This window comes from Terrabacter sp. 05T424 (genome assembly GCF_056396225.1).
Genome location: NZ_JBFTLB010000005.1, coordinates 196586 through 218664, shown reverse-complemented (window position 1 = coordinate 218664; position 22079 = coordinate 196586). Strand labels below are relative to the sequence as shown.

General features: G+C 67.4%; 18 protein-coding genes. 7 read left to right on the top strand and 11 right to left on the bottom strand.

Going from position 1 to position 22079, the window contains the following annotated elements:
- Window positions 1-517: 517 nt before the first annotated feature.
- From AC1DE0_RS13230 to AC1DE0_RS13190, 9 genes are all read right to left on the bottom strand, one after another.
- Complete coding sequence (locus tag AC1DE0_RS13230) at window positions 518-1429, bottom strand: type II secretion system F family protein (RefSeq protein WP_478101194.1); 912 nt, start codon at window positions 1427-1429, stop codon at window positions 518-520.
- Between the two features lies 1 nt (window position 1430).
- Entirely contained in the window at window positions 1431-3422 is a 1992-nt protein-coding gene (locus tag AC1DE0_RS13225) for a type II secretion system F family protein (RefSeq protein WP_478101192.1), read from the bottom strand.
- 4 nt (window positions 3423-3426) lie between these two features.
- Window positions 3427-4821 (bottom strand): CpaF family protein, encoded by a 1395-nt coding sequence (locus tag AC1DE0_RS13220; RefSeq protein WP_478101188.1) that lies wholly within the window; start codon window positions 4819-4821, stop codon window positions 3427-3429.
- Window positions 4818-5996, bottom strand: a complete 1179-nt coding sequence (locus AC1DE0_RS13215; RefSeq protein ID WP_478101186.1) for a CpaE/TadZ family protein — start codon at window positions 5994-5996, stop codon at window positions 4818-4820. Before AC1DE0_RS13215 ends, AC1DE0_RS13220 begins: the two co-directional genes overlap by 4 nt.
- Window positions 5993-6793 (bottom strand): Flp pilus assembly protein CpaB, encoded by an 801-nt coding sequence (gene cpaB / locus AC1DE0_RS13210; RefSeq protein ID WP_478101183.1) that lies wholly within the window; start codon window positions 6791-6793, stop codon window positions 5993-5995. Before cpaB ends, AC1DE0_RS13215 begins: the two co-directional genes overlap by 4 nt.
- A gap of 48 nt (window positions 6794-6841) precedes the next feature.
- Entirely contained in the window at window positions 6842-7996 is a 1155-nt protein-coding gene (locus AC1DE0_RS13205; RefSeq protein WP_478101181.1) for a Tad domain-containing protein, read from the bottom strand.
- 38 nt (window positions 7997-8034) lie between these two features.
- Window positions 8035-8463: a TadE/TadG family type IV pilus assembly protein gene (locus tag AC1DE0_RS13200; protein ID WP_478101179.1), complete on the bottom strand. Its 429-nt coding sequence runs from the start codon at window positions 8461-8463 to the stop codon at window positions 8035-8037.
- Between the two features lie 58 nt (window positions 8464-8521).
- Complete coding sequence (locus tag AC1DE0_RS13195; protein WP_478101177.1) at window positions 8522-8698, bottom strand: Flp family type IVb pilin; 177 nt, start codon at window positions 8696-8698, stop codon at window positions 8522-8524.
- A 309-nt stretch (window positions 8699-9007) separates the two neighbouring features.
- Window positions 9008-9181 (bottom strand): Flp family type IVb pilin, encoded by a 174-nt coding sequence (locus tag AC1DE0_RS13190; RefSeq protein ID WP_478101175.1) that lies wholly within the window; start codon window positions 9179-9181, stop codon window positions 9008-9010.
- 263 nt (window positions 9182-9444) lie between these two features.
- Here AC1DE0_RS13190 and AC1DE0_RS13185 point away from each other — a divergent pair, with 263 nt between their 5' ends.
- On the top strand, window positions 9445-10899 hold the full coding sequence (locus AC1DE0_RS13185) for a hypothetical protein (RefSeq protein WP_478101173.1): 1455 nt from the start codon (window positions 9445-9447) through the stop codon (window positions 10897-10899).
- Between the two features lie 76 nt (window positions 10900-10975).
- Here the strand turns inward: AC1DE0_RS13185 and AC1DE0_RS13180 are convergent, their stop codons facing one another.
- Entirely contained in the window at window positions 10976-11230 is a 255-nt protein-coding gene (locus AC1DE0_RS13180) for a hypothetical protein (RefSeq protein ID WP_478101171.1), read from the bottom strand.
- Window positions 11231-11449: 219 nt separating this feature from the next.
- Here AC1DE0_RS13180 and nhaA point away from each other — a divergent pair, with 219 nt between their 5' ends.
- Window positions 11450-12823, top strand: a complete 1374-nt coding sequence (gene nhaA, locus AC1DE0_RS13175; RefSeq protein ID WP_478101169.1) for a Na+/H+ antiporter NhaA — start codon at window positions 11450-11452, stop codon at window positions 12821-12823.
- A gap of 23 nt (window positions 12824-12846) precedes the next feature.
- Here nhaA and AC1DE0_RS13170 read toward each other — a convergent pair whose 3' ends face one another.
- A complete protein-coding gene (locus tag AC1DE0_RS13170; protein WP_478101167.1) occupies window positions 12847-13968 on the bottom strand; it encodes a hypothetical protein in 1122 nt (373 codons plus the stop codon).
- Window positions 13969-14347: 379 nt separating this feature from the next.
- Between AC1DE0_RS13170 and AC1DE0_RS13165 the strand changes: the two genes are divergently transcribed.
- The 5 genes from AC1DE0_RS13165 to AC1DE0_RS13145 all read left to right on the top strand — a co-directional run bounded on the left by AC1DE0_RS13165 (window position 14348) and on the right by AC1DE0_RS13145 (window position 22014).
- Entirely contained in the window at window positions 14348-14851 is a 504-nt protein-coding gene (locus tag AC1DE0_RS13165) for a phage holin family protein (RefSeq protein WP_478101165.1), read from the top strand.
- Window positions 14852-14870: 19 nt separating this feature from the next.
- Window positions 14871-15782, top strand: coding sequence for an alpha/beta fold hydrolase (locus AC1DE0_RS13160; protein ID WP_478101163.1), 912 nt, complete (start codon window positions 14871-14873; stop codon window positions 15780-15782).
- Between the two features lies 1 nt (window position 15783).
- Window positions 15784-16611 carry a serine hydrolase gene (locus AC1DE0_RS13155; protein ID WP_478101160.1) on the top strand — a complete coding sequence of 276 codons (828 nt, stop codon included), beginning with the start codon at window positions 15784-15786 and terminating at the stop codon, window positions 16609-16611.
- A 120-nt stretch (window positions 16612-16731) separates the two neighbouring features.
- Entirely contained in the window at window positions 16732-17955 is a 1224-nt protein-coding gene (locus AC1DE0_RS13150; protein WP_478101157.1) for a glycosyltransferase 87 family protein, read from the top strand.
- A 141-nt stretch (window positions 17956-18096) separates the two neighbouring features.
- Complete coding sequence (locus AC1DE0_RS13145) at window positions 18097-22014, top strand: S8 family serine peptidase (protein WP_478101155.1); 3918 nt, start codon at window positions 18097-18099, stop codon at window positions 22012-22014.
- The last annotated feature ends 65 nt before the right edge of the window (window positions 22015-22079 follow it).

Genomic DNA, 22079 nt, shown 5'->3' with positions numbered 1-22079 from the left:
GCCCGCCCCTGCAGGAGCACAAGCCCCCACACGATGCAGGCGAGGCCCCCCACCCAAGCGTAGGCGGCGAGTCCAAGTGGAGTCAGGCACAGCACGCTCACGAGCGAGGCCCCGACCGCCACGGCGCGGCCGCAGCGCCTGCCCAGGGCGAGCCGGTAGACGCCGGCAACCACGAGTGCCTGCAAGGCCAACCCGACCATCCGCTCGACGACGAGCGCGCTACCGAAGAGCGCAAAGGCCCCCGCAGTGAGCCCGAAGGCTCCGGGCCCGTAGACCGTGTAGAAGTCGCGGTGTGGCAGGCGTCCGTCGAGGATCTGCTGGGCGTACACGAGGATGATGCCCTCGTCCTGCGAGACGAGGGGGGCATGCAACCAATGCAGCCTCAGCGTGGCCAGGACGCCGACCACGAGCACAGGCGCGAGCACGCCGGTCCATACGCGCCGCGTTCTGGGGCCTGCGGGCTGCTCGACCGCTTGACTGATCTGCCGGCCCAGCGCAACACGACCCCGCTGGGTGCTCACATCCCGAGGAGGGTGTGCATCAACCGGATGACACCCGGGCCGATGATGACGATGAAGAGCGCAGGCAGGATGCAGAGCATCAGCGGGAAGAGAATCTTCACCGTCACCTTCTGTGCCTTCTCCTCGGCCTTCTGCCGCCTGGCCAGTCGCATCGTCGCGGTCTGCTCGCGCAGGACGCCGGCGATCGGGAGACCGAGCCGGTCCGCCTGGACCAACGCGGTGATGAAGTTCTTGACCTCGGGCAGGGTCACTCGGTCCCCCATCGCCGAGAAGGCCTCACCACGGGACTTGCCGATCTGGATCTCGGAGAGCACTCGGGCGAACTCGCCGGAAATCGGTCCCTCGACGTTGCGCGCCACCTGTAGAAGCGCCGAGTCGAAACCCTGTCCCGCCTCAACACAGACGGTGAGCATGTCGAGGGCGTCGGCCAGGCTCTTGCCGGTCTCCTCCTGCCGCTTCAGCGCGAGGTTGTAGATGAGCATGTCGGGCAGAAAGAAGCAGACCGCCGCCCCGATCACGGCGAACAACAAGCCCTTGACCTCCATCCCCCCGTAGGCGGCTCCCAGCAGCCCTCCGACCAGAAGAGTCGCGCCCTTGAGCCCCATGATTCGCTCGACAGACCATCCGGCAGGGTTCCCCGCACGGTCGAGAAGCGTTGCCAGCCGCGCTTCTGCTCCTGTAGGAGACAACTTTCCGGCCAGTGCATGCATTTGCTGAAAGATGGGCACGAGCAGGCGGTCTTTCGAGCCCAGCTCGTTCTTGACCACAGTTCGCTGGTCGACCATTCCGTCCACCAGCATGAGGGACTTGGCGACACCTCTCGGCTCGCCCGAGCTGACGCCGATCGACAGGACGGCGCAGACGATAGCCAGGGCCATCATCCCGGCACCGATATACAGAGCGGCCACGTCACACCTCGATCTTCACGACGTTGCGCATCCAGACGATGCCAACGAGCAACATGCAAATGCCGCCGATGGCCATGAAGATGCCGTACTGATCCGTCCAGAGCAGTGAGACGTACTCGTAGTTGACCTTCATCATGTAGAAGAACAGGAAGATGGGCATGGCAATCAGGATGTACGCCGACAGTCGCCCTTCGGCCGACAGGGCGGACACCTGACGCTGGAGCGACTCGCGCTCACGCAGGGTGTTCGCCGTGGTCCGCAGGGTGTCGGCCAGATTGCCGCCGACGTCTCGTTGAATGCGGATCGACATGACGGCCCAGCGCATGGAGACGCTGCCCATTCGAGCGCCCATCCGTTCAAGGGCCTCCGTGATGTCGGTGCCGATTCTCGTTTCCGCCAGTGCCCGGCTGAACTCCTTCGCTGCCGGCTCGGCGGTGTCCTTTGCCACACCATCAAGCGCTTGCGCAAGCCCGAAGCCGCTCTTGAGGCTGGTCGAAACCAGCATGAGGATTCCGGGAAGCTGCCGCTCGAACTGCTTTGCCCGCCTGGCGGCAAGAAAGCGCAGTGCCACCGGTGGGAGAGCCAGCCCGACCAGCGCCGCGGCCGCGAGTGGGATGAGTGGCGACTCAGCACCGAACAACCATCCTCCCAGGATGCCCAAAACAACGGCGATGGCGCGCACGACGAACCACTCGCCGGCCCGGAAAGGAAGGTCTGCACGCTCGATGAGCGCCATCGTCGTCCTCGTCGACTCCCGGTCCTTCATCACTTTCTCGCCCAGATCTAGCAAAGACTCGGTGATGTTGTGCTGGGCGGCCCGGGCCTCCTCGCGGGCGGCACTTCGGCTGCCCACGACATAGCCCTCGATGGCGGCGACCCGACGCTCCTTCCGCGTCTGAAGGGTCGGCGCGGACATCACGAAGACGAGCGTCAGCACGGCGAGCGCGAGGAGTCCGGCAGCGATCCATGGTGTGTAGTTCGGCTTCGTCAGCGTTGCAAGTCTGTCAACCACCGAGCTGCCAGCGGTGACCTGCGCACCGGCCTGAGGAGCCGCCGCGGTGGTCGGGGCCGACACCGGCAGAGGCAAGTCAACCTGGACCTTCCTCGCGAACGAGAAGGAACTCCCCCCGGCGGTCCCTGTCACGTCGATCTGATGTGGACCCGGCTTGATGCCAGGCAGGGATACGGAGAACTGCACCTGCTGGTCGAGCGCCTTAGCCGCAGCCTGGAACGCTGACGCCACTGCGGCCGTGTCTGCAGCAGGAACCACAGATCCACCGTTGGCTGAGACGAACCGACTCAAAGCCGCCACCGCTTCGGGGTCGGAAGTCTTGAACCGCACCACGTCGACCCGCACCCCAGCTGAACGAAGCTTCTCAACGGTGCTCGTCAGGGAGGAAGGGCCGTCGGACGCCACGGTGTCAGCACCGTCGCTCAGCAGCAGAATGCTGCGGTCCCCCGTCTTCCCAAGAGAGTTGGTCGCTGCCGACATGGCGGCATACAGGCTCGTGTTACCTCGCGAGGCCAACCCGTCGACGACCTCCTGGACGGCCTTGCGGTCAAGGGTTGGCGCGAGGTCGACTCCGGCCGTGTCGGCGAACGAGGTGACCCCGACGAGAACGTCGGTCGGCACTGTTGCTAGGAACGTCTTGGAGGCGGTGCGCACCGTCGACATTCCAGGGACGCCCATTGAACCGCTGGTGTCGATGACGAGCATGGCCTTGCGCGAGCGGGTGGGCGCTTGCTTGACCGTCGGCTTGTAGACGATGCCATCGACGCGTACGCGCAGGGCGCCTGCGTCAACCTGCACAGCGGACTTGCTGCGCAGGGTGAGCACGCCGCTGAGCAATGAGCCCGAGCCGGACGCCGTCGACGAGACCCCACTCAGGCCCACGGTGACAGCGTCGGCGGCAGTTGCCGGGCTTGCGCCTGAAGCGAGAACGCTGGCCGCGAGCCCTGCGGTCAGGGCGGTCCGGATCAGACGGCTGAGCACGACGTCACCTGGCCATCCGGGAGAAGAGCTGCACGGGGAGGTCGACACCGAGGTCCTGCAGGTCGGTCGTGAACTTCGGGCGGATGCCCGTCGGGACCATGCCTCCGAGGAAGCGGCCTGCTTCGTCCCGCCCCGCAGAGTAGTCGAAGAGGAAGATGTCCTGCAGCGTGATCACGTCGGACTCCATGCCGACGACCTCGCTGATCGCGGTGATGCGCCGCGTGCCGTCCTTGAGCCTGGACTGCTGGACGATGAGGTCGACGGCGCCGGCCACCTGCTCGCGGATAGCACGGATGGGAAGGTCCACGCCCGCCATCAGCACCATCGTCTCGAGGCGGGACAGGCTGTCGCGGGGGGTGTTGGCGTGAACAGTCGTGATGGAACCGTCGTGACCCGTGTTCATCGCCTGCAGCATGTCGAGTGCTGCGCCGTCACGGATCTCACCGACGATGATGCGGTCGGGGCGCATACGGAGGCAGTTCTTGACGAGGTCGCGGATCTGGATCGCACCGCGACCCTCGATGTTCGGCGGTCGAGACTCGAGCCGCAGCACGTGGTCCTGCTGAAGCTGGAGCTCGGCGGCGTCCTCGATCGTGACGATGCGCTCGTCGGCCGGGATGAACGAGCTCATCACGTTCAGGGTCGTCGTCTTTCCGGAGCCCGTGCCGCCGCTGATGATGATGTTGCGCCGGCCCTTGACGCAGGCCGCGAGGAAGTCACGGATGTTCGGCGTGATGGTGCCGAACGTGATGAGGTCCTTGTCGGTGAATGGGTCGGCAGAGAACTTTCGGATCGTCAGGAGCGATCCGTCCAGCGCGATGGGTGGCACGACGGCGTTGACACGAGATCCGTCTGGCAGGCGCGCATCCACCATCGGGCTGGACTCGTCGACGCGCCTACCGACGCGGCCGACGATCTTGTCGATGGTGCGCCGTAGGTGGGCGTCGTTGGAAAAGGTCGCCTCGACGGGGAAGAGCTTGCCGGCACGCTCGATGAAGATGTTGTCCGGCCCGTTGACCATAATCTCCGAGACCTCCGGGTCACGCAGGTACGGCTCGAGAGGTCCGTGGCCGAGGATGTCGTCGGACACGTCCTGGGCGATGCGCGTGCGGTCGGCGTGCGACAGTGGCGTCTGCTCGAGGTCGATGACCTCCTGGAGCGTCGTGCGAACCTGCGTCGCGAGCTCGGGCTCGGCGAGGTGCGGGTCGTAGAGCCTCGGGCCGAGCTGTTCGACGAGCGCCTGGTGCACGCGCTCCTTGACGCCGGCAAATGGGTCGACGGCGCGACGCTTGGCAACGGGCGCCGGTCCGGCTGTCGGTCGGGCCTGTGACGCCCCGTTGTCGACGACGACCTGCTGCTGCGCACGCGCGCGGTCGAGCCTCTCGGCAAGGTTGCTCATCGCTTGCTCCTCAGGAGTCCGAAGCCACTTCGCTTGGCACCGTTCTGCAGGTCTTCGCCGAAGCGCTGGCGGACCTCGGTGTCGGCAAGCTCGCGCAAAGCCATGGCGACCGGGCTCCGCGGCTCATCGAGGATGATCGCGACGCCTCGGTTCACCGACGCCGGGACCGCCAAGGTGTTCGGGATGTTGGCTGAGATGGGTTGTTTGAGAGCCGCCTCGACGTCATCGGCGCGCAGGCCCACCTTGGCGTCTGCACGGTTGAGCACGATCGTTCGCGATTCCCTCGACGCACCCAGCGTGTCGAGCGTGTTGATCGCGATGCGGAGGTTCTTGACCGCCGGGATGTCGAGGGTCGCAACGAGGATCGTGAGGTCGCTGAGGTCGAAGGCGGCGAGCACGTGCTCGGTGAATGACGGCGGGGTGTCGACGATCACGTAGTCGTAGTTGGCGCGGGCTACTCGCAGCAGCTCCACGACGACATGCGACGGCACCCGTTCGGCATCCGCCGGGTCCGGGGGTGCCGCTATGACATCGAGGCCGCTTGGCTCGTGGCGGGTGACGACCGACTCGACGCCCTGGGCGTCGAGGTGTCCGCTCATGGCCACGAGGTCGCGCACCGAGCCGGGCGGCTGGAGCTGGAGGCTGATCGCGACGTCACCGAACATGAGGTCGAGGTCCACGAGCACCGTGCGGGCCCCCGTCGAGGCGAGGTACGTCGCGAGGTTCGTCGAGATGGTGGTCTTGCCGACGCCACCCTTGGCGCTGAAAACCGTGACGACCTTGCCGTCTCGCGAACCTGCCTGCGAACCGCTATTGCCGACAAGCTGTGCGGTCAGCGCGTTTGAGCGACGCACCGCCTCGGCGATTGCGTTCTGGTCGTCCGCGGCCACCACCTCGCGCACTCCGCTCCGCAGGGCCTGGGCAAGCACCGTGACGTCGAGGCGGTGGCGCAGCAGGATGACCCCGAGCTCGGGCTTGGCCACGCGCTCTTCCTCGGCCAGGTTGCAGGCGGAGTCGAGGTCGATGTCCGGACCAATGACCACGAGGGCGTGCGACGGGTCCTCCTCGAGCGCACGGCTCACGCGCGGCCCCGAGGTCAGGTGGAGGGCGTCGCCACCCAGGGCGAACCGGTATGAGTCGGCGCCCTCAGCCGAGCCGTCCCAGAGGATGGTCATGGCGTCGTCACCGCCGCCCGCAGCTTGAGGTCGGTCACCTCGAGGCGTGGGTCGACCTTGACGTCAGAACCACGGAGCGCGGCATACAGAGTGCGGTTGTTGATGCCGTGGATCAGGATGGGTGCGTCATCCGGACTGACGGCCACAGTGACCAAGAAGCCGCCGGCCTGCGACTGCGCCGAGGCGGTGGGCTGCTCACCCTCTGCGGTCGACTTCACGGGCGCCGACAGCGGCGAGTCGCCCATGCCGATGACCAGGACGTCAGGCAGCAGCAGGCTCGTGCCGTGGACGTCGTTGTCGTTGAGGATCTTGGCCTCGGGCGTGTCCCGAAGGTCCTTGATCTGGTAGCTCTGGTAGATCGCGATCTTCGAACCCGGCGTCACGAACTTGCCGACGCGGGCGGGATCGCTGAGCTGGAGCGAGACCGCGAGCATGCCCGACGGAACCTCGATCGCCTTGTCCCCCACCGGAGTCGAGCCGAAGCGTGCGGCCAGGATGAACTCCCCGGGCTGCACGTCAGACAGAGCGAGGAGGTTGTTGTTGTCGGCGTTGATCTCCTCGAGGGCGCCAACGGGAAGTGCCTTTGCGGCGACGACCGTCTCGGCGATCATCTCCTGGCGCTCAGCGTCCTTGAGCGTCGTGCCCGCAGGGATCGGCTTCTGCGCGACGTAGACCCGGGCGGGCGACTCGGCGGCGATCGCGCGAGCGTCGGCGTTGCGGGCATAGGTGATGACCATGGCTCCGCCACCGATGGCGAGTACGACCGCGAGTGCGATGGCAAGGATTCGACGGTTCATGGTTTCTGGTCCCCCAGGTCGATGCAGAAAACGGTTGTTATGAGGCGGTCATCCGACCGGAACGACGCTCTTGGCGCCCTTGCTCGACCCGGTGCTGAGTGAGGAGCCGACGGGCTGCAGGCCGGACGTGAACCAGCCCCAGATGCACTTCTTGTCGCACACGTTCAGCTCGTCCTTATACACAGCGTTGGAGCCCCCGGCCGGCAGTTGTGAGTAGCCGGCCAGGAAGAAGGAGGCCACCCCATCCATGGTGTAGGAACCGCTGCTTCCCGACCCGGTGGCCGTGACGCTGACCGGAATGAAGACCTCTTTGCCGAGGTACTGATCGAGGTTCGCAGCGGTCTTGCACCCGTTGGGGACGGAAGCGCCGGTGTCGCCGGTGACCGTGGCGTCAGCAGCCACGGTCGTGACGCAGTTGGTCTCCTGGAGCCAGCCGAAGCCACCCGGGTAGTACTGCCCGTTGGCCTTGCGACAGGACGCGTCCACGTTGTTCGCGTCGGCGTGCGACTGGATGCCCAGGACGTAGCCTCCGGCCTTGATGTTGCTGGGCAAGCTGGTCGACGACGTGCCAGGAGCCGGTGAGTACGGGGGGCTGGGGGCGTACTTCGTCCCGTCACCCGTCACCTTCAACCATTCGCAGTTGCCGATCGTCATGGGCAGCGTGTTGCCGGTCCCGGCTGGCGACCCCCAGCCCGCCCGGCTGCACGCGGTGTACTGCTTGTCCGTGTAACCGGCGATCGCAGCTTTGGCGAAGAAGGAAGTGAGGACGTTTGGTGTCGAGCCCGCGGACTTCGTCGTGGTCCGGGTCTCGACGTAGGGCACCGAGGCATCCAGCCCGCTCGGCAGCGGTAGGCACGCGGCGAGATCCGCCGCGGATGCCGAGATGGTGCAGGCGGGCAGGGTGGGAACGTTGCGGCCGCAGATGAGGGGCTGGGACGACGCGTCAGTGGCCGGGAGTGACTGCAGTCCGTCCACCGAGTTGGCGCCGGCAAGACTCTCGAAAGTGCTCGAGGCGAGAGCAGCGGTGCTGCATGAGGTCAGGACGGGCAGCTTGGCGCAGCTGCGCGCAAGCGCGAGGGTCGCTGCGTCGGCACCGTTCTGCAACTGACGCCTCTCGGCCACGATGTTGCCGACGTCGACGGTAAGCGCAAGCATCGCCATGACGACACCACTCGCCACCAGGACGACGGCGATGGTGGCCACGGCACCTTTCTCACGCTCTCGGCGCGACGCCGCACGGCTCAACCACCGCATCGCATGACCCCCGTCGACGAGATGACATTTCCGCCGCCGAAAGACTTCCCGATCATCGACATGGCTGGCCCGAGCAGGATCCAGTTGAAACTTGCCCTGACCTGCACCGACGCGTTGGTGGTTGCCCCGGCTGTGCACGAGGCCATCACGCTCGCCGTCACCGACGGCACTCCGGCCGCAGCATTCGTCGAACGCGTGATGACGTCGGCGTTCGACGCCAGCAGTACGGCCGCCCGAGCGCCCTCTCGTGCAGCATTTGTGACCTGGATCTGCGTGAAGAACGCCCGACCAAAGTCGATGATCCCCGCGACCACCAGGAAGAGGAGGGGAAACACGATCGCCAGCTCAACCGCGGCCGCCCCTCGCTCGCGACGTGATCGCTGCGTTCGGGACCGCGGCCTGGGTGATGTGCGCATGTGTCTCCCCTCCCCTCGTGTGGGTGTTTTTGTGGTTGAACTTCCCTCGGCGGAGTCGTCAGATCTTGCCGGCGACGTTGTTGAAGGTGTTGCCCGAGTTCTTACCGATCAGCGTCACTCCCGCGATGATGACCGCGGCGATGAGGGCGACCATGAGGCCGTACTCGACGGCGGTCGCGCCCTTGTCACGGGTGACGTTGAGGCGGGTCTGGATCTTGGCGGCGAGCTTGGTCATTGTGGTGTTCCCTTCACGTTGCGAGGGCCACCCGGTGTGAGCCCCCCACGCAGAAGGTAGGTGGGCTTGTGACCTCGTGTCTCAGGAATGGGCGAAAAGTCTTGCAACGATCAACCGGCGCGTCGCCTTGCAAATCTGTGCCGGATAAATTGCAACAAAACGGGGCGTAGTCCCCACAAAGTCGTGGACACTGCGCCCCGTCGGAGCCACTCGAACGAGCAAGGAACCCCCGCTCCTTGCAGCCGTCTTGCAGCATTCTTGCAATCTTGCAGAAAGCCAGCAGGACGCCCCCGCGCCCGACTTGGTTTCTCAGATGACGCCTGCCACGTTGTTGAACGTGTTGCCCGAGTTCTTACCGATCAGCGTCACGCCTGCGATGATCACGGCTGCGATGAGAGCGACCATCAGGCCGTACTCGACGGCGGTGGCGCCCTTGTCGCGAGCGGCCAAGAGCGTCTGGAGCTTGGCAGCGAGCTTGGTCATGGTGCGTTTCCTCCCTTTTGGGCCGCCTTGCGCAGCCCTCCCGAGGCGAAGGTAAAGGTTGTACAGGGTGGTCGTACTTGAAATCGCAAAAGTCCCCTATAGGACGTCCGCGCCTGTACCGTCCAAATCGGACACCGCGGCCGCGGGTTGCCGCGGCGACAAGACGCGTCGTGCCCGCACAAAAGGGCCTAGCCGGCTAGGGCCAGTCGGTGAGCTGCGATCCACACGCAACTCGCCCCAAGTCCAGCAGGGCGAGGAGTGGCATGACGAGCACCGTTGCGCGACAGTCTGATTCGCGACATACAGGCACCACATCGAAAAGCCCCCAGTGGCTGCCCAGCCTTGCGGTCGCGGCACTTGCTTGCTACCTGGTCCCGCGCCTGCTCGTCGGGGCCGACGCAATGTGGATGGTGGCACTCGGCGACGGGGTCGCCTCGACGAGAACGGTGCCCAGCGGGGTTCCTTTCGCAGCGGCAGACACGAGCGCCTGGGCGAACGTGCCTGTCCTGGGCGAACTGCTCCTGTACGCCGTCCATTCCATAGCGACCGTCGGCCTGGCCGTGATGCTGCTCGGCCTGACCGCTACGACCCTGCTGCTCCTGTCGCGCGACGCCGCGCGGGCTGCGGCTCACCCCGTGGCGGTCGCAGGCGCGGTCGCACTCGTCGGGGCGGGCATGCTCCCCACCTTCGGTGTTGTGCGCGCACAGATGTTGTCGCTGGTGCCCTTTACGTTGCTGGTCCTGCTTCTTCGAAGCGAGGCGCGCAACCCAACCAAGCGGGTCTGGCTGGTGGTGCCCCTGATCGCGCTGTGGGGCAACCTGCATGGCGGAGTGCTGGTGGGAGTCGCCCTCACCGGGTGCTACCTGGCGATGTCTCGCCTTCGCGCCACTCCCGTGACCGCGTTGCTCGTTGGCATTGCCACGCTCGCATCGGTGTGGCTCAACCCCGCACTGCTCCGAACCGGCCACTACTACCTCGGCGTCCTGTCCAACGAAGCCGCACGTCGAGGCACCGAGCTGTGGGCGAGGCCGAACCTCGGGTCGACGTTCGATCTGCTCATGGTGCTCGCGGCACTCGCGCTCGGCGCGGCGGGCCTACTCAAGGGTCGCTTGCCGGTCTGGGAGGTCGTGGCAGTGCTCGGCATGGCCGCCGCCACGACCATGTCCGCAAGGCACGGAATGTGGCTGCTGCTCTTCCTGCTGGGCCCTGGCGCCGTGGGACTTTCTCGCACGAAAGGTCAGACGGCGGAGGCGACCGACGCTCAAGGCGGCAGCCCAGCCTGGGCAGACAAGGGCCCGGTCGAGTCGCGACCGCGAACCCGCCTGCTGATTCCTGCGCTGACGTTCAGCCTCGCGGCGGTCGCCGCCATCACGTTGCTGGGTCGTGGGGCCGCGCTGGGCGGACCGGTTGAAGCCGTTGCCACAATCAAGTCCCTTGCCGGCCACCGTGTCGTCCTGGCACCGGAGCCGCTGGCCGAGGACCTCGCGGCGGCGGGTGTCACCGTCTGGGCAAGCAACCCCATCGACGCGTTTCAACCCGAAGACCAAGCGGCATACCTCGATGTGTGGCTCGGCCGCGACGGTGGCCGTCGGGCCATTGTCGGTTCAAGCCTGGTCGTCGCCGCGCCCAGTTCACCGGCGCACCGCCTGGCAGTGTCGACAGGCTGCACCGAGGTCGGTCAGGCAGCGGACCTATCGGTGCTCGACTGCGCACGCTGACGTAGCGCAAACGAGAACTGCCGGACCGTAAAGTCGGCCCGGCAGTTCTTCATCAGCCCGGTTCAGGCCGAGCCAATCACGTGCTTCTGTGGCGACCGGCGTTTCGGTTGATTCGGCGGATGCGTCGGATGGCGCTCGGGAACTTGCGTGAGGCCTGGCCGGCTCCATTAGCGCGCAGTTCCTGCAACAGCTCCGCGGGCGTCGGCGGCGGCCACTCCGCCGCGCGGACGTCGCGCGTGTCCATCTCGTATGCCGTCCATCCGACCTCGTCGCGGTAGCGCAACTGCCCCTTACCGACGTAGTACCACCCAGGCTCCGTGTTTGCACTCATGTCGATCCCCCCAACTATGTGATTTTCCGGGATTGCTCCCGCCCCGGCACCAAATGTACGGACGTCGACCGCCGTTCACGGACGATGTCCTGATAGTCCGAATTGCCCGTGTCCCAAGGCTTCTCGATACACTGGTGGCGGCCCTGAGAAACCTCAGCGCGCCTGGTGTGCCGGGAAGTCTGGTCGGCGTTCGATACCCACGCGCCCGAAGGGAACTCCATGGCATCCGAGCGGCCGGAGCCGACGACACACTCCACGCATGACGGAAGCCCGTCTCGGCGAGACCGCCTGCTGGGTCGTGGCACCTGGCGCGAGGCCAAGTACGTCGCAGAGCTTTTACGCGCAGAGACCGTCGGCGGAACCATCCTGCTCATCGCAGCCGTGGCAGCCCTCGTCTGGGCTAACTCGCCCTGGCGGGACAGCTACTCAACACTGCGGGACACCGTCGTCGGACCCTCCGCGATCCACCTCGACCTGTCCCTCGGCACGTGGGCGGCAGACGGACTGCTCGCCGTCTTCTTCCTCGTCGCCGGTATCGAGCTGAAGCGCGAGTTCGTGGCCGGCGACCTGGCCGACCGCCGCAAGGCGGCGCTGCCCATCGCGGCCGCGGTTTGCGGTGTGGTCCTCCCCGCGGCGCTCTTCGTCGTCACTGCCACGCTCATGTCGAGAGGCGGCGTCGCGGCCGACCCCGCCGGCATACTCCGGGGGTGGGCGATCCCCACGGCGACCGACATCGCGTTCGCGCTGGCGGTTCTCGCCGTGATCGGGACCCACCTCCCGAGCGCGCTTCGCTCGTTCCTGTTGACCCTGGCCGTCGTTGACGACCTCATCGCCATCACGATCATCGCCGTCTTCTACACCGAGTCGGTGAACCTGCTCTGGCTCGTGGCTGCGGCACTTCCCCTAGCAGGGTGGCGCCTGCTGCTGAAGCGAAAGCTGACGAACCCGTTCTTGTTGGCCGTTCCGGCCCTCCTCGCGTGGGTGTGCGTCCACTCGAGCGGGGTCCACGCCACGGTCGCCGGGGTTCTTCTAGGGCTGGTCGTCCCCGTCAACCGCGAGGTCGAGGACGACCCTGACCGGCACTCCTTGGCCGAGCGCATCGAACACCGGATCCGGCCGTTCTCGGCGGGCTTCGCCGTCCCCGTCTTCGCCTTCTTCGCTGCCGGCGTGACGGTCGTCGGCGGCGGGTTCGCTTCTGCACTGCGCGACCCAGCCGCGATCGGGGTCGTGGTGGGTCTCGTCGTGGGAAAGGCCGTCGGAGTGATGGGCGGCACCTGGGCGGTTGCCCGCTTCACCCGCGCAGAGCTGGACGAGGACCTTTCGTGGACCGATGTGCTCGGCCTGTCCCTGCTCGCGGGCGTCGGGTTCACCGTGAGCCTTCTGGTCGGCGAGCTGGCATTCGGGTCAGGCTCCGAGCGCGACGACCACGTCAAGCTTGCCGTCCTGTGCGGAAGCCTCATCGCCGCAGTATTCGCGACAGCCGTACTGAGAGTGCGCAACCGCCATTACCGACTGGTCGAGGCGTACGAGACCGCGGACCGCGATCTCGACGGAGTGCCTGACGTCTACGGTTCGGAAAAGCCACGCTCCTGAACGATCCGTCGGGAGCCCAGAGCTCAGGGGCCGAAGGCTTTCACATGTCGGTCGATGACCAACAGGTGACTGACGAACCAGTATTGGCTCGCGAGTAGCAGCACGCAGACGATCGATACCCAGGCGAGCTTGGCACGAGAAGGCTTCGTGACGCTGCCCACCAGGAGCAGTGGGAACGTCGGGGAGAGCAGCAGGTACCTGAGGATGCCCGGATGCATGGTTGTGGCCACGCTGAGGAACAGGGGGTAGGCGAATGACCATGCACGAAGCTCAAGTCCCCACGGTTCACTTCGCTTGCTCAAGGCGGCGAGCAGCAGAACCACAAGGATCAGCAGCAACAGCGCCAGCAGCACCACGCCCGAGTACTCCAACGCATCACCGAACCACCCGAGGTGGAGTGATCGTTGGCTCCGGGTGCGTGCGAGCCCCGACTCCGCGCCCACAAAGACGGACGCGATTGACAGCCATGCAAACGCTCCCGCCACCGCATACACCCCAGTCACCGTCAAGAGGGCGAGCGAGCGGCGGTTTCCGGTGAACGCGCGACCCTCCTGGCGGAATCGCTGCCAGGCGTGGGCGGCAATCACGATCGCCAATGGGGGAGTGATGAGTCGCGTGAAAGACAGGGCGACCACGGCGACCATCCCCCACATGTATCGCCTCGACGCGAGTGCCCAGAAGAACACCATGAGGAGGAGGAGGCTGAGTGATTCCGTGTAGGCAAATTGGAACAGGGGCGCGCTGGTGAAGCAACACACGAGTACCACGGCCACACGGGCGAGGGATCGCCCTCCGGACCGATGCAGGTGGCGGTACAGCATCACGGCTGCCGCAGCGCCGGCAGCGACGCTTACAAGCGAAGCCGCATACGCGAACGGCAGAGTGGTCAGGGCCATTACGACCCGAACAACCATGGGATAGAGAGGGGGGAACGACCAAGCCCAGAGGCTGTCACGGGCAGCCAGTGACTCCCCCGATGCGACTTGGTAGCCGTTCACTGCGATCGACTCGTACCACTGGCCGTCCCAGTTCGTGACGATTTCCCAGTAGCTCGGGTGGGCGGGTTTGGGGTGGTTCATGAAGATGAACTCGAGACCCGTTGGGAGAGCAACCTGCCTTCCGGCCGCGAGTGCCACGAACACCATCACTACGATGCGAGTGGCTGCGAAGACCGCCAGCGGAAATGCGATATATCCGCTCGTCCCAGAGGTCCTTGGAGGGTCCCGGTGCTGTCGCACGCGGCTCATCCGCGACTCCGCGTTGAGCGGCTGAACGTCCGGCTTGTCATCCAGTCGGCCGTCACGCATCCCAACCCCCACTAGCTCTCGGCAACCCAGCCACAGGCTAGAGCGCGCAGGGCGTCCATTCTCCAAAATTGGACAAATCGCCTCGATCGTCCACACACGACCAAGTCGGAGCCGACCGTCGTTCGGGTACGGGGCTCGCAGTAGGGTGGCAACCGGTGGGCGCGCCCGCGCAGTAGCCATCCAGACATTCGCCTTCGAGAACCGAGGAAGTGAGCCGATGAGCACGGATCCCCGGCAGGAGCGGACACTCGGCCAGCTGGTCGCGTCCGCGTCACAGGACATCTCGACGCTCGTGCGCAGCGAGATCGCCCTGGCCAAGGCTGAGGTCTCGGTGCAGGTCAAGAAGGCGGGCATCGGCGGCGGCCTGCTCGCGGCCGCAGGCGTCATCGTCTTCTACTCCGTCTACTTCATCTTCATCACGATCGCCGAGGGCATCGAGGCGCTCGGCCTCCCCCGGTGGCTCAGCTTCCTCATCGTCACCGTCTTCATGCTCCTCGTCGCGGGGCTCCTCGCCTACCTCGGCATCCGCAAGATGAAGACCGTCAAGCCGACACCCGAGAAGACGATCGCCGAAGCGCAGACGACCGTCGCCGCGCTCAAGTCCGCGACCGAGAACCCCGGCACCGTCGTGCCGGCCGCGCGTCCCGAGTGGGACCGCAAGGACATCCCCGCCACGGCGACGGCGCCAACGGCGCAGCCCGATCCGTCGCGCGACGCCTGAGATCCGACCGACCCCTCCGATGCCAGTCGACGCTGCCTTCGTCAACATCGACGGGCCCTGGGAGCACAGGTACGTCTCCGCGAACGGGGCGCGCTTCCACATCGCCGAGATGGGCGACGGGCCGCTCGTGCTCATGCTGCATGGCTTCCCGCAGTTCTGGTTCACCTGGCGCCACCAGATGGTCGCGCTCGCCGACGCCGGCTACCGCGTCGCCGCGATGGACCTTCGTGGCTATGGTGCCTCCGACAAGCCTCCACGTGGCTACGACACGTACATGGCGACCCTCGACGCGGCCAGCGTCATCCGTGCCCTGGGCGAGAAGGACGCCATCGTCGTCGGCCAGGGCCTCGGTGGCTGGGTGGCGTGGTGCATGCCCGTGCTGCGTCGCGACGTGACGCGCGCGATCGCGTCACTGTCGATGCCCCACCCGCGGATCATGCGCCACGCGACGTGGACCAACTCCAAGCAGCGCCGGGCCTCCTCGTGGATCGGCGCGCTCCAGACACCCTTCGTGCCCGAGCGCGAGATGGCCAAGTCGCACGACTACGTCGAGAACCTCCTGCGCGCGTGGGCCTCGCCCTTCGGGTCGTTCCCCGATCGCGAGGACGTCGAGCGCTACGGCGACGCCATGATGATCCCGTTCGTCGCTCACTCAGCCGCGGAGCACTACCGGTGGCTCGGCCGCTCATCGGTCCGGCCCGACGGCCCCCTTTTCATGCGGCGCATCCGACACGCGATCAGGGTGCCGGTGCTGCAGCTCCAAGGCTCGGATGACGGCTGCGTCATCGCGTCCGCGACCCACGGCTCGGGCGCCTTCGTCCCGGGTGACTACCACCAGGTCAAGGTCCCGGGCGCGGGCCACTTCCTCACCGAGGAGGCACCCGACCAGGTCAATGCCGCTCTCGTCAAGTGGCTCGGATCCCTTGTCTGACATGGAGTTCGAGCTTCCACAGGCCGGCGGGGTCACGTGGTCGGTCTGCGTACGTGACAAATCAGGTATGCCGCTGGGCGTGGCCGGCAGCGACGAGCCGATGCGTACGGCATCCGTCGGGAAGGTGCTCCTCCTCGTCGAGACGGCACGGGGCATCGCTGCTGGCGAGCTGTCCCCTGACGAGCCCCTGACTCGGAGCGTCGATCTCTGGGTCGGGGACTCCGGACTCTGGCACACCCTCTCGGTCGAGACACTGCCGTTGGTCGATGTGGCCGCTCTCGTCGGCGCCGTCTCCGACAACCTCGCGACGAACGTCCTGCTCCGTCGGGTCGGGCTGGCCGAGGTCGCCGCGCGTGCCACATCCCTTGGGCTCCGGGCCACGGCCCTGCACGACCAGGTCCGCGACGTGCGAGAGGCCGACCATCCGGCGACCCTCTCGACCGGGACTGCTGGCGAGCTGAGCACCCTCATGAGCCGCCTGGCGAGCGGCACCGCCGCAGGCCCCGAGGCGGATCACCTGGTTCGCCAGTGGCTGTCGGCCAACGTCGACCAGTCGATGGTCGGCTCGGCGCTCGTCGAGCAGGGCGGGCTCGACCCGATCGCCCACCACGCCTCGCTCGCCCTGCCGACGGCGTTCTGGAACAAGACCGGCACCGACGCCGGCGTGCGCGCCGATGTCGGTGCCGTCACCGTCGATGACCGGACGGTCACGTGGGCAGCCATCGCCAACTGGGACCCAACCCCCGGCACCACCCTCGACCACCTCACGGTCTGGGCCGTGCTGCGCGGAATGCGCCATGTCGGCGAGCAGGTCCTCGCCCAGCTCTGACCGCAGCCGTGGGCTGATTGTGCCGATTGGGCGGATTTCCGAGGTTTGCTCGTCGAGAATGGCCGGGGTGGTCGACACGACCGGGCCGGATCCGCCGGCCACCTCACGAACGGGATGAGCATGCAGGACGTCACGTCACGGCCGGTGAAGCGCCTTACGGTCGCGCTCGCCTTCATGGTGACCGCCATGTTCGGGTGGGCGCAGTGGCGGGGCATCAGCAAAGGCATCTGGGTCGACCTCGACGTGTACGTCATGGGAGCACGCACGCTCCTCGACGGAGGAGACCTCTACGCCGTCGCGAGCAGTGTCGACCTGCGGTTCACGTACTCGCCCTTCGCTGCGGCGATGTTCGTGCCGCTCGCCCTCCTACCTGTTGCCGTCGCCCGGCTCCTGCTGACCGTCGCGTCGCTGGCCGCCCTCGCAACCGTGATCACCGTCGTATCGCGGCGTCTCGGGCTGCGGCCGGTCGCCATCGCCTGGATCGTCGTCGCGACGGCGGCGCTCGAACCGATGATGCGCAACCTGCTTCTGGGCCAGGTCAACCTGATCCTGATGGCCCTGGTCGTGATCGACCTCCTCGTGCTCCCCGCGCGCTGGCGCGGCTTCCTCATCGGTATGGCCGCCGGGATAAAGCTGACCCCGGCCGTCTTCATCGTCTACTTCCTCCTCAAGCGCGACTGGGCCTCCCTCGTACGCACGGGCATCGGGTTCGCCGCGTCCGTGGCAATCGGCTGGCTCCTGGCGCCGGCAGCAAGTGCGTCCTTCTGGGGCGGCGGCTTCCTCGGCCTGGGCAAGTTCGGCACCGACTCAGTGGTCGGCACCGACAACCAGTCGCTGCTGGCGGCGGCCCTCAGGCTGCTCGGCCGGCCGGAGCTCCCGCTCGCCGCGCAGGCCGCCTTGGCCGTCGCCGGAGTTGCACTCGGAGCGGCAGCGGCACGGCGCAGCTTGCGCGAGAACGGGCCGGACGCCGAGGTCGCGGCCGTCGTCTGGATCGCGATCGGCGGCCTCCTCGGCTCGCCTGTGTCCTGGAGCCACCACTGGGTCTGGATGATCGTCGCGCTTGCAGTCTTCGTCGCGCGTCGTCAACGCGGGCGTGCGGCCGTGGTCCTGTTCCTCTTCTGGTACCCCATCATCTGGATGACCTACACCGAGACACCGTTCGGCGAGCTCGCCTTTCCGTGGTGGAAGGCAGCGCTGTCCGCCGTCTACGTCATCGTGGGCGTGGCCATCCTGGTGAGCGAGGCGTCACGCCCAATAGCGGGATCGGGACCGGAGGCTCCGCAGACTCACTCCACGGTCCCGGAGCCGGTGGGCACGACACCACGCGTCTCGTCCGGCGCGTAGGGCCACCGCCAGCGTTCGCCGCGTCCTCAACCGACCATCCCGTCAAACGGGCCCCGATTCGTACTTTCCGGCATAGACGTCAGCTGGGACTTCCGGTCTGTCATGATTCGCTCGCCAGACCACTTCTCACAGGGGCTCCATATGCTCAGTCGCCGTCCTTTTGCGGCGGCCCTGACGCTTGCGCTCGTCGCACCCGTCACGGCCTTGTCCACCACCACCGCCTCCGCTGCGCCGACCACGTCGGCAGCCTCGGTCCCGTCGCCCAAGGCCAAGCCCGGCCCGACGACCAAGCACCAGTCGAGGCCCAAGCGTCAGCCAGACACGAACCAGGCGCACGACCCGCACACGGTGCTCGTGAAGTTCAAGAAGAACGCCTCCAAGGCGGATCGCGACAAGGCGACGCACAGTCGCGGCGGGCGCGGAGCCGAGGCCGTCGACGGCACCGGCTTCGTCAAGGTCACGACGACCGGCAAGGCCGACGAGCTGGCGAGCCGTCTGGCCTCCGACCCGGCCGTGGCCGAGGTCACCCTCGACTATGTCCGCAAGGCGTACGCAACCCCCAATGACTTCTACTACGGCACGGGCGACCAGAGCTACCTCGACACGGTGCACATGCCGAATGGCTGGGACCGCTCGAAAGGCTCGCTCACGCAGGTGGTGGCAGTCGTCGACACCGGCGTCGATGGACAGCACCCCGACCTCATCGGCCGCACCATGTCCGGCATGAACTTCGTTCCCCCCGTCCCTGTCGGGATCACTACGGGCGCCGAGAGCGACAACAACGGCCACGGGTCGATGGTTGCCGGCATCATCGCCGCAGGGACCAACAACTCCGAAGGCATCGCGGGCGTGGCCTGGGACGCCAAGGTCATGCCCGTCAAGGTTCTCGACTCCACCGGCCGGGGCAGCGACACCAACGTCATCAAGGGCATCAAGTGGGCCGCCGACCACGGCGCGAAGACCATCAACCTCTCGCTCGGTGGACCTGACGACAGCCCGGCCCTGCACGACGCCGTGAAGTACGCCGTCGGCAAGGGAGCCCTTGTCGTCGTGGCAGCCGGCAACTCCGGCTCCGACGTGCCGGAGTACCCCGCGGCCTACCCCGAGGCCCTTGCCGTCGGCGCGACCGACGCCCAAGGCGCCCTCACCGACTTCAGCACCCACGGTGACTGGGTCGACGTCGCAGCGCCGGGGTGGGGCATCCTGTCCACCAGGTTGAAGGACTACTACTTCGGCGACGGCACCTCGTTCGCCGCTCCGATCGTCTCGGGTATCGCCGTGCTGATCCGCACGCAGAACCCGACGTACACCCCGGCCCAGATCTCGGCCCGACTGCGCGCGACGGCGAACGACGCCGGCCCCCGTGGCATCGACCCCTTCTACGGCTACGGCGTCGTCGACGCCGGCACCGCGCTCAGGGGCGGCAACGGTGGTGAGTTCCCCCAGCCGGCCTCGGGCGTCAACGAGCCGAACGACGTGCCGAGCCGCGCCACGGTCCTCACCGACACGATCCAGGGGAACATCGGCGTCGAGGGCGACGTCGACTGGTACCGCTACGACTCCCCCAGCCAGCGCACCACGCAGGTGACGGTGACGCCTCCGGTGATGGACCCGAACCTGCCGCAGAACGTCGACGCGGTCCTCGCCGTCTACGACCAGAACCTGCGGCTGGTCGCCCAGGTCGACCAGGGCGCGGAGGGTGACCCCGAGTCGGCCTCGCTCCGACTGGGTGGTGGCACCTACTACGTCAGCGTCCGCAACTTCAACGGCTCCCGCGTCGGAGCAGACCGCCCGTACACGCTCACGGTCCAGCCGGGCAGTGCAGGCGTGCTCAACGCCGGTACGCCGGTGGCCTCGTCCGGTGGCTATGGCCCCCTCGAGCTCGCCGACGTCGACGGCGACGGCGTCGACGACCTCGTCGCCGGTGTCGAGTCCGGTGGCGAGGCCGGGAAGTTCCACGTCCGGCGCGGCATCGCCGGTGGAGGTTTCGGGGCTCCCGTCGCCTACACGACGTCCGGATCGTCGCTCGTGCGCAGCATCGCGGTCACCGACCTCGACGGTGACGGCCTGCTCGACGTGGTCGTCGGCACCGACGCCGGCATCCAGGTCTTCCCGCAGACCGCCGCCCACACACTGGGCTCGCCCCAGGTCGTCCCCGGCACGACCGGCACGACCCTCGTCAAGGCCGTCGACCTCGACGGTGACGCACACGTCGACCTCGTCCAGGCGACCGCGACAGACGTCGCGGCGCTGACGGTCCAGTCCGACGGCACGTGGGTGCGCACCGTGATCGACACCGCGCCGGCGATCGAGCTCGAGGTCGGCGACCTCGACGGCGACGAGCGCCCAGACGTCGCCACGAACCACGGCCGCGAGCTGCACGTGCTCCACAACGCCGCGGACGGCTGGACCACCGAGGTCCAGACCCTGCTCACGGACTTCGATGCCAGCGGCATCGAGGTGGCAGACGTCAACGGCGACTCCCTCGCCGACCTCTCGGCCGTGACCGGCGGCAACTCGCCCTCGGCCCGCCTCCTCGTGTGGCACCAGAAGGTCGACCACACGCTCGCGGCCCCGGTCGTCTCCGGCATGCCCGACATCCCCGGCCCCCTCGAGGCAGCCGACCTCACGGGAGACGGACGCCGCGACCTGGTCAGCGCCCACGACTTCTGGAGCACGGCCAGCGTCATGGAGCAGCGGCCCGACGGCACCCTCATGCCTCCGAGCACGTCGCCGATGGTCTCTAGCCTGCACCACGACCCCTCGGGCCTCGTCCTCGGCGACGTCACCGGTGACGGTCGCGTCGATGCCGTTGTCGGGACGGTCAACGGCTTCGAGATCCTCTCCAACACAGGCGGACCCACGGTCGCCGGCGAGCAGGAGTGGGTGCGCAGCGCCGCACCGCCGGACTTCGGCGGCGCAGCCGTGACGACGTCCCCGACGGTGACCTTCGCTCGTGACGTCGACCCGGCGTCCGTGAACAGCTCGACGGTGGGAATCCTCAACGGCCGCACGGGCGCCCGACTCGCGGCGACCGTGACCTACAACCAGGCGACCCGAGTGGCGACGGTCAAGCCGACCGCCACGTTCTACGACAACGCCGCCTACCGCGTCCTCGTCTCCGGCGTGCAGGACACGACCGGCGCCACGATGACGACGCCGTTCACGTTCACCTACCGCACCACCGACATCGCGCCCCCGACCCCGGGTTCGTTCAAGGGTGTCGGGGCGTGGGGCAGCGCGACCCTCTCCTGGACTCCGCCGGCGGCCTACGACCTGGACAACTACTTCGTGAAGATGGCCGCGGGGGCCACTCCCCCGGCCACCGTCAACTCGGGCACGCAGGTCTACTTCGGCACGGGCACGACGGTGACGGTCCCCAAGCTCGCCAGCGGCACGACCTACAGCTTCCGCATCTGGGCCAGGGACCGCACGCAGCACTACAGCGCCCCGGCGACGGTGACGCTGGTCGGCACGGCCGAGACGATGACCTCCAACGTCACGGCCCTCACCTACGGCGGATCCGTCACTGTCAGCAGCAGACTCACTCGTCGTGACACCGGAGCGGCCATCGCCGGCGTGCCGATGCAGCTGCTCGCGCGCAAGGTGGGAACCTCCGCCTGGGTCCTCGCAGCCACGCGGACGACGAGCTCGACGGGCACCGTCGCCGTCGCGCACAAGCCGTCGGCGTCGCTGGACTACCTCTGGGTCTACCGGGGGTCCGCGACTGCCATGGGCTCCGCCTCCGCCGCGCGGCGCGTGGGGGTCCGGATGGCCATCACGAGCAACCTCAGCCGGACCTCGGTCCCGCTCGGCGGCACCTTCGCGCTGTCCGGCTCCGTCGCCCCGTCGCATGCCCGCCAGACCGTCTACATCCAGCGCTACGTCGGCAGCGGCAAGTGGACCACCCTCGCGTCCAAGCCGCTCAGCTCGACGAGCACCTACTCGTTCTCGGTGAAGCCCACCTTCCGCGCGACGCAGACGTACCGGGTGTTCCTCTGGGACGACGGCGACCACCTCGCCTCCTACGGTCCCAGCCGGGTGGTCAAGGTCACCTGACCCGTCCGCAGGTCACCGAGCAGGTATGCCGCAGGGCACCGTCCACGTGGACGGTGCCCTGCGGC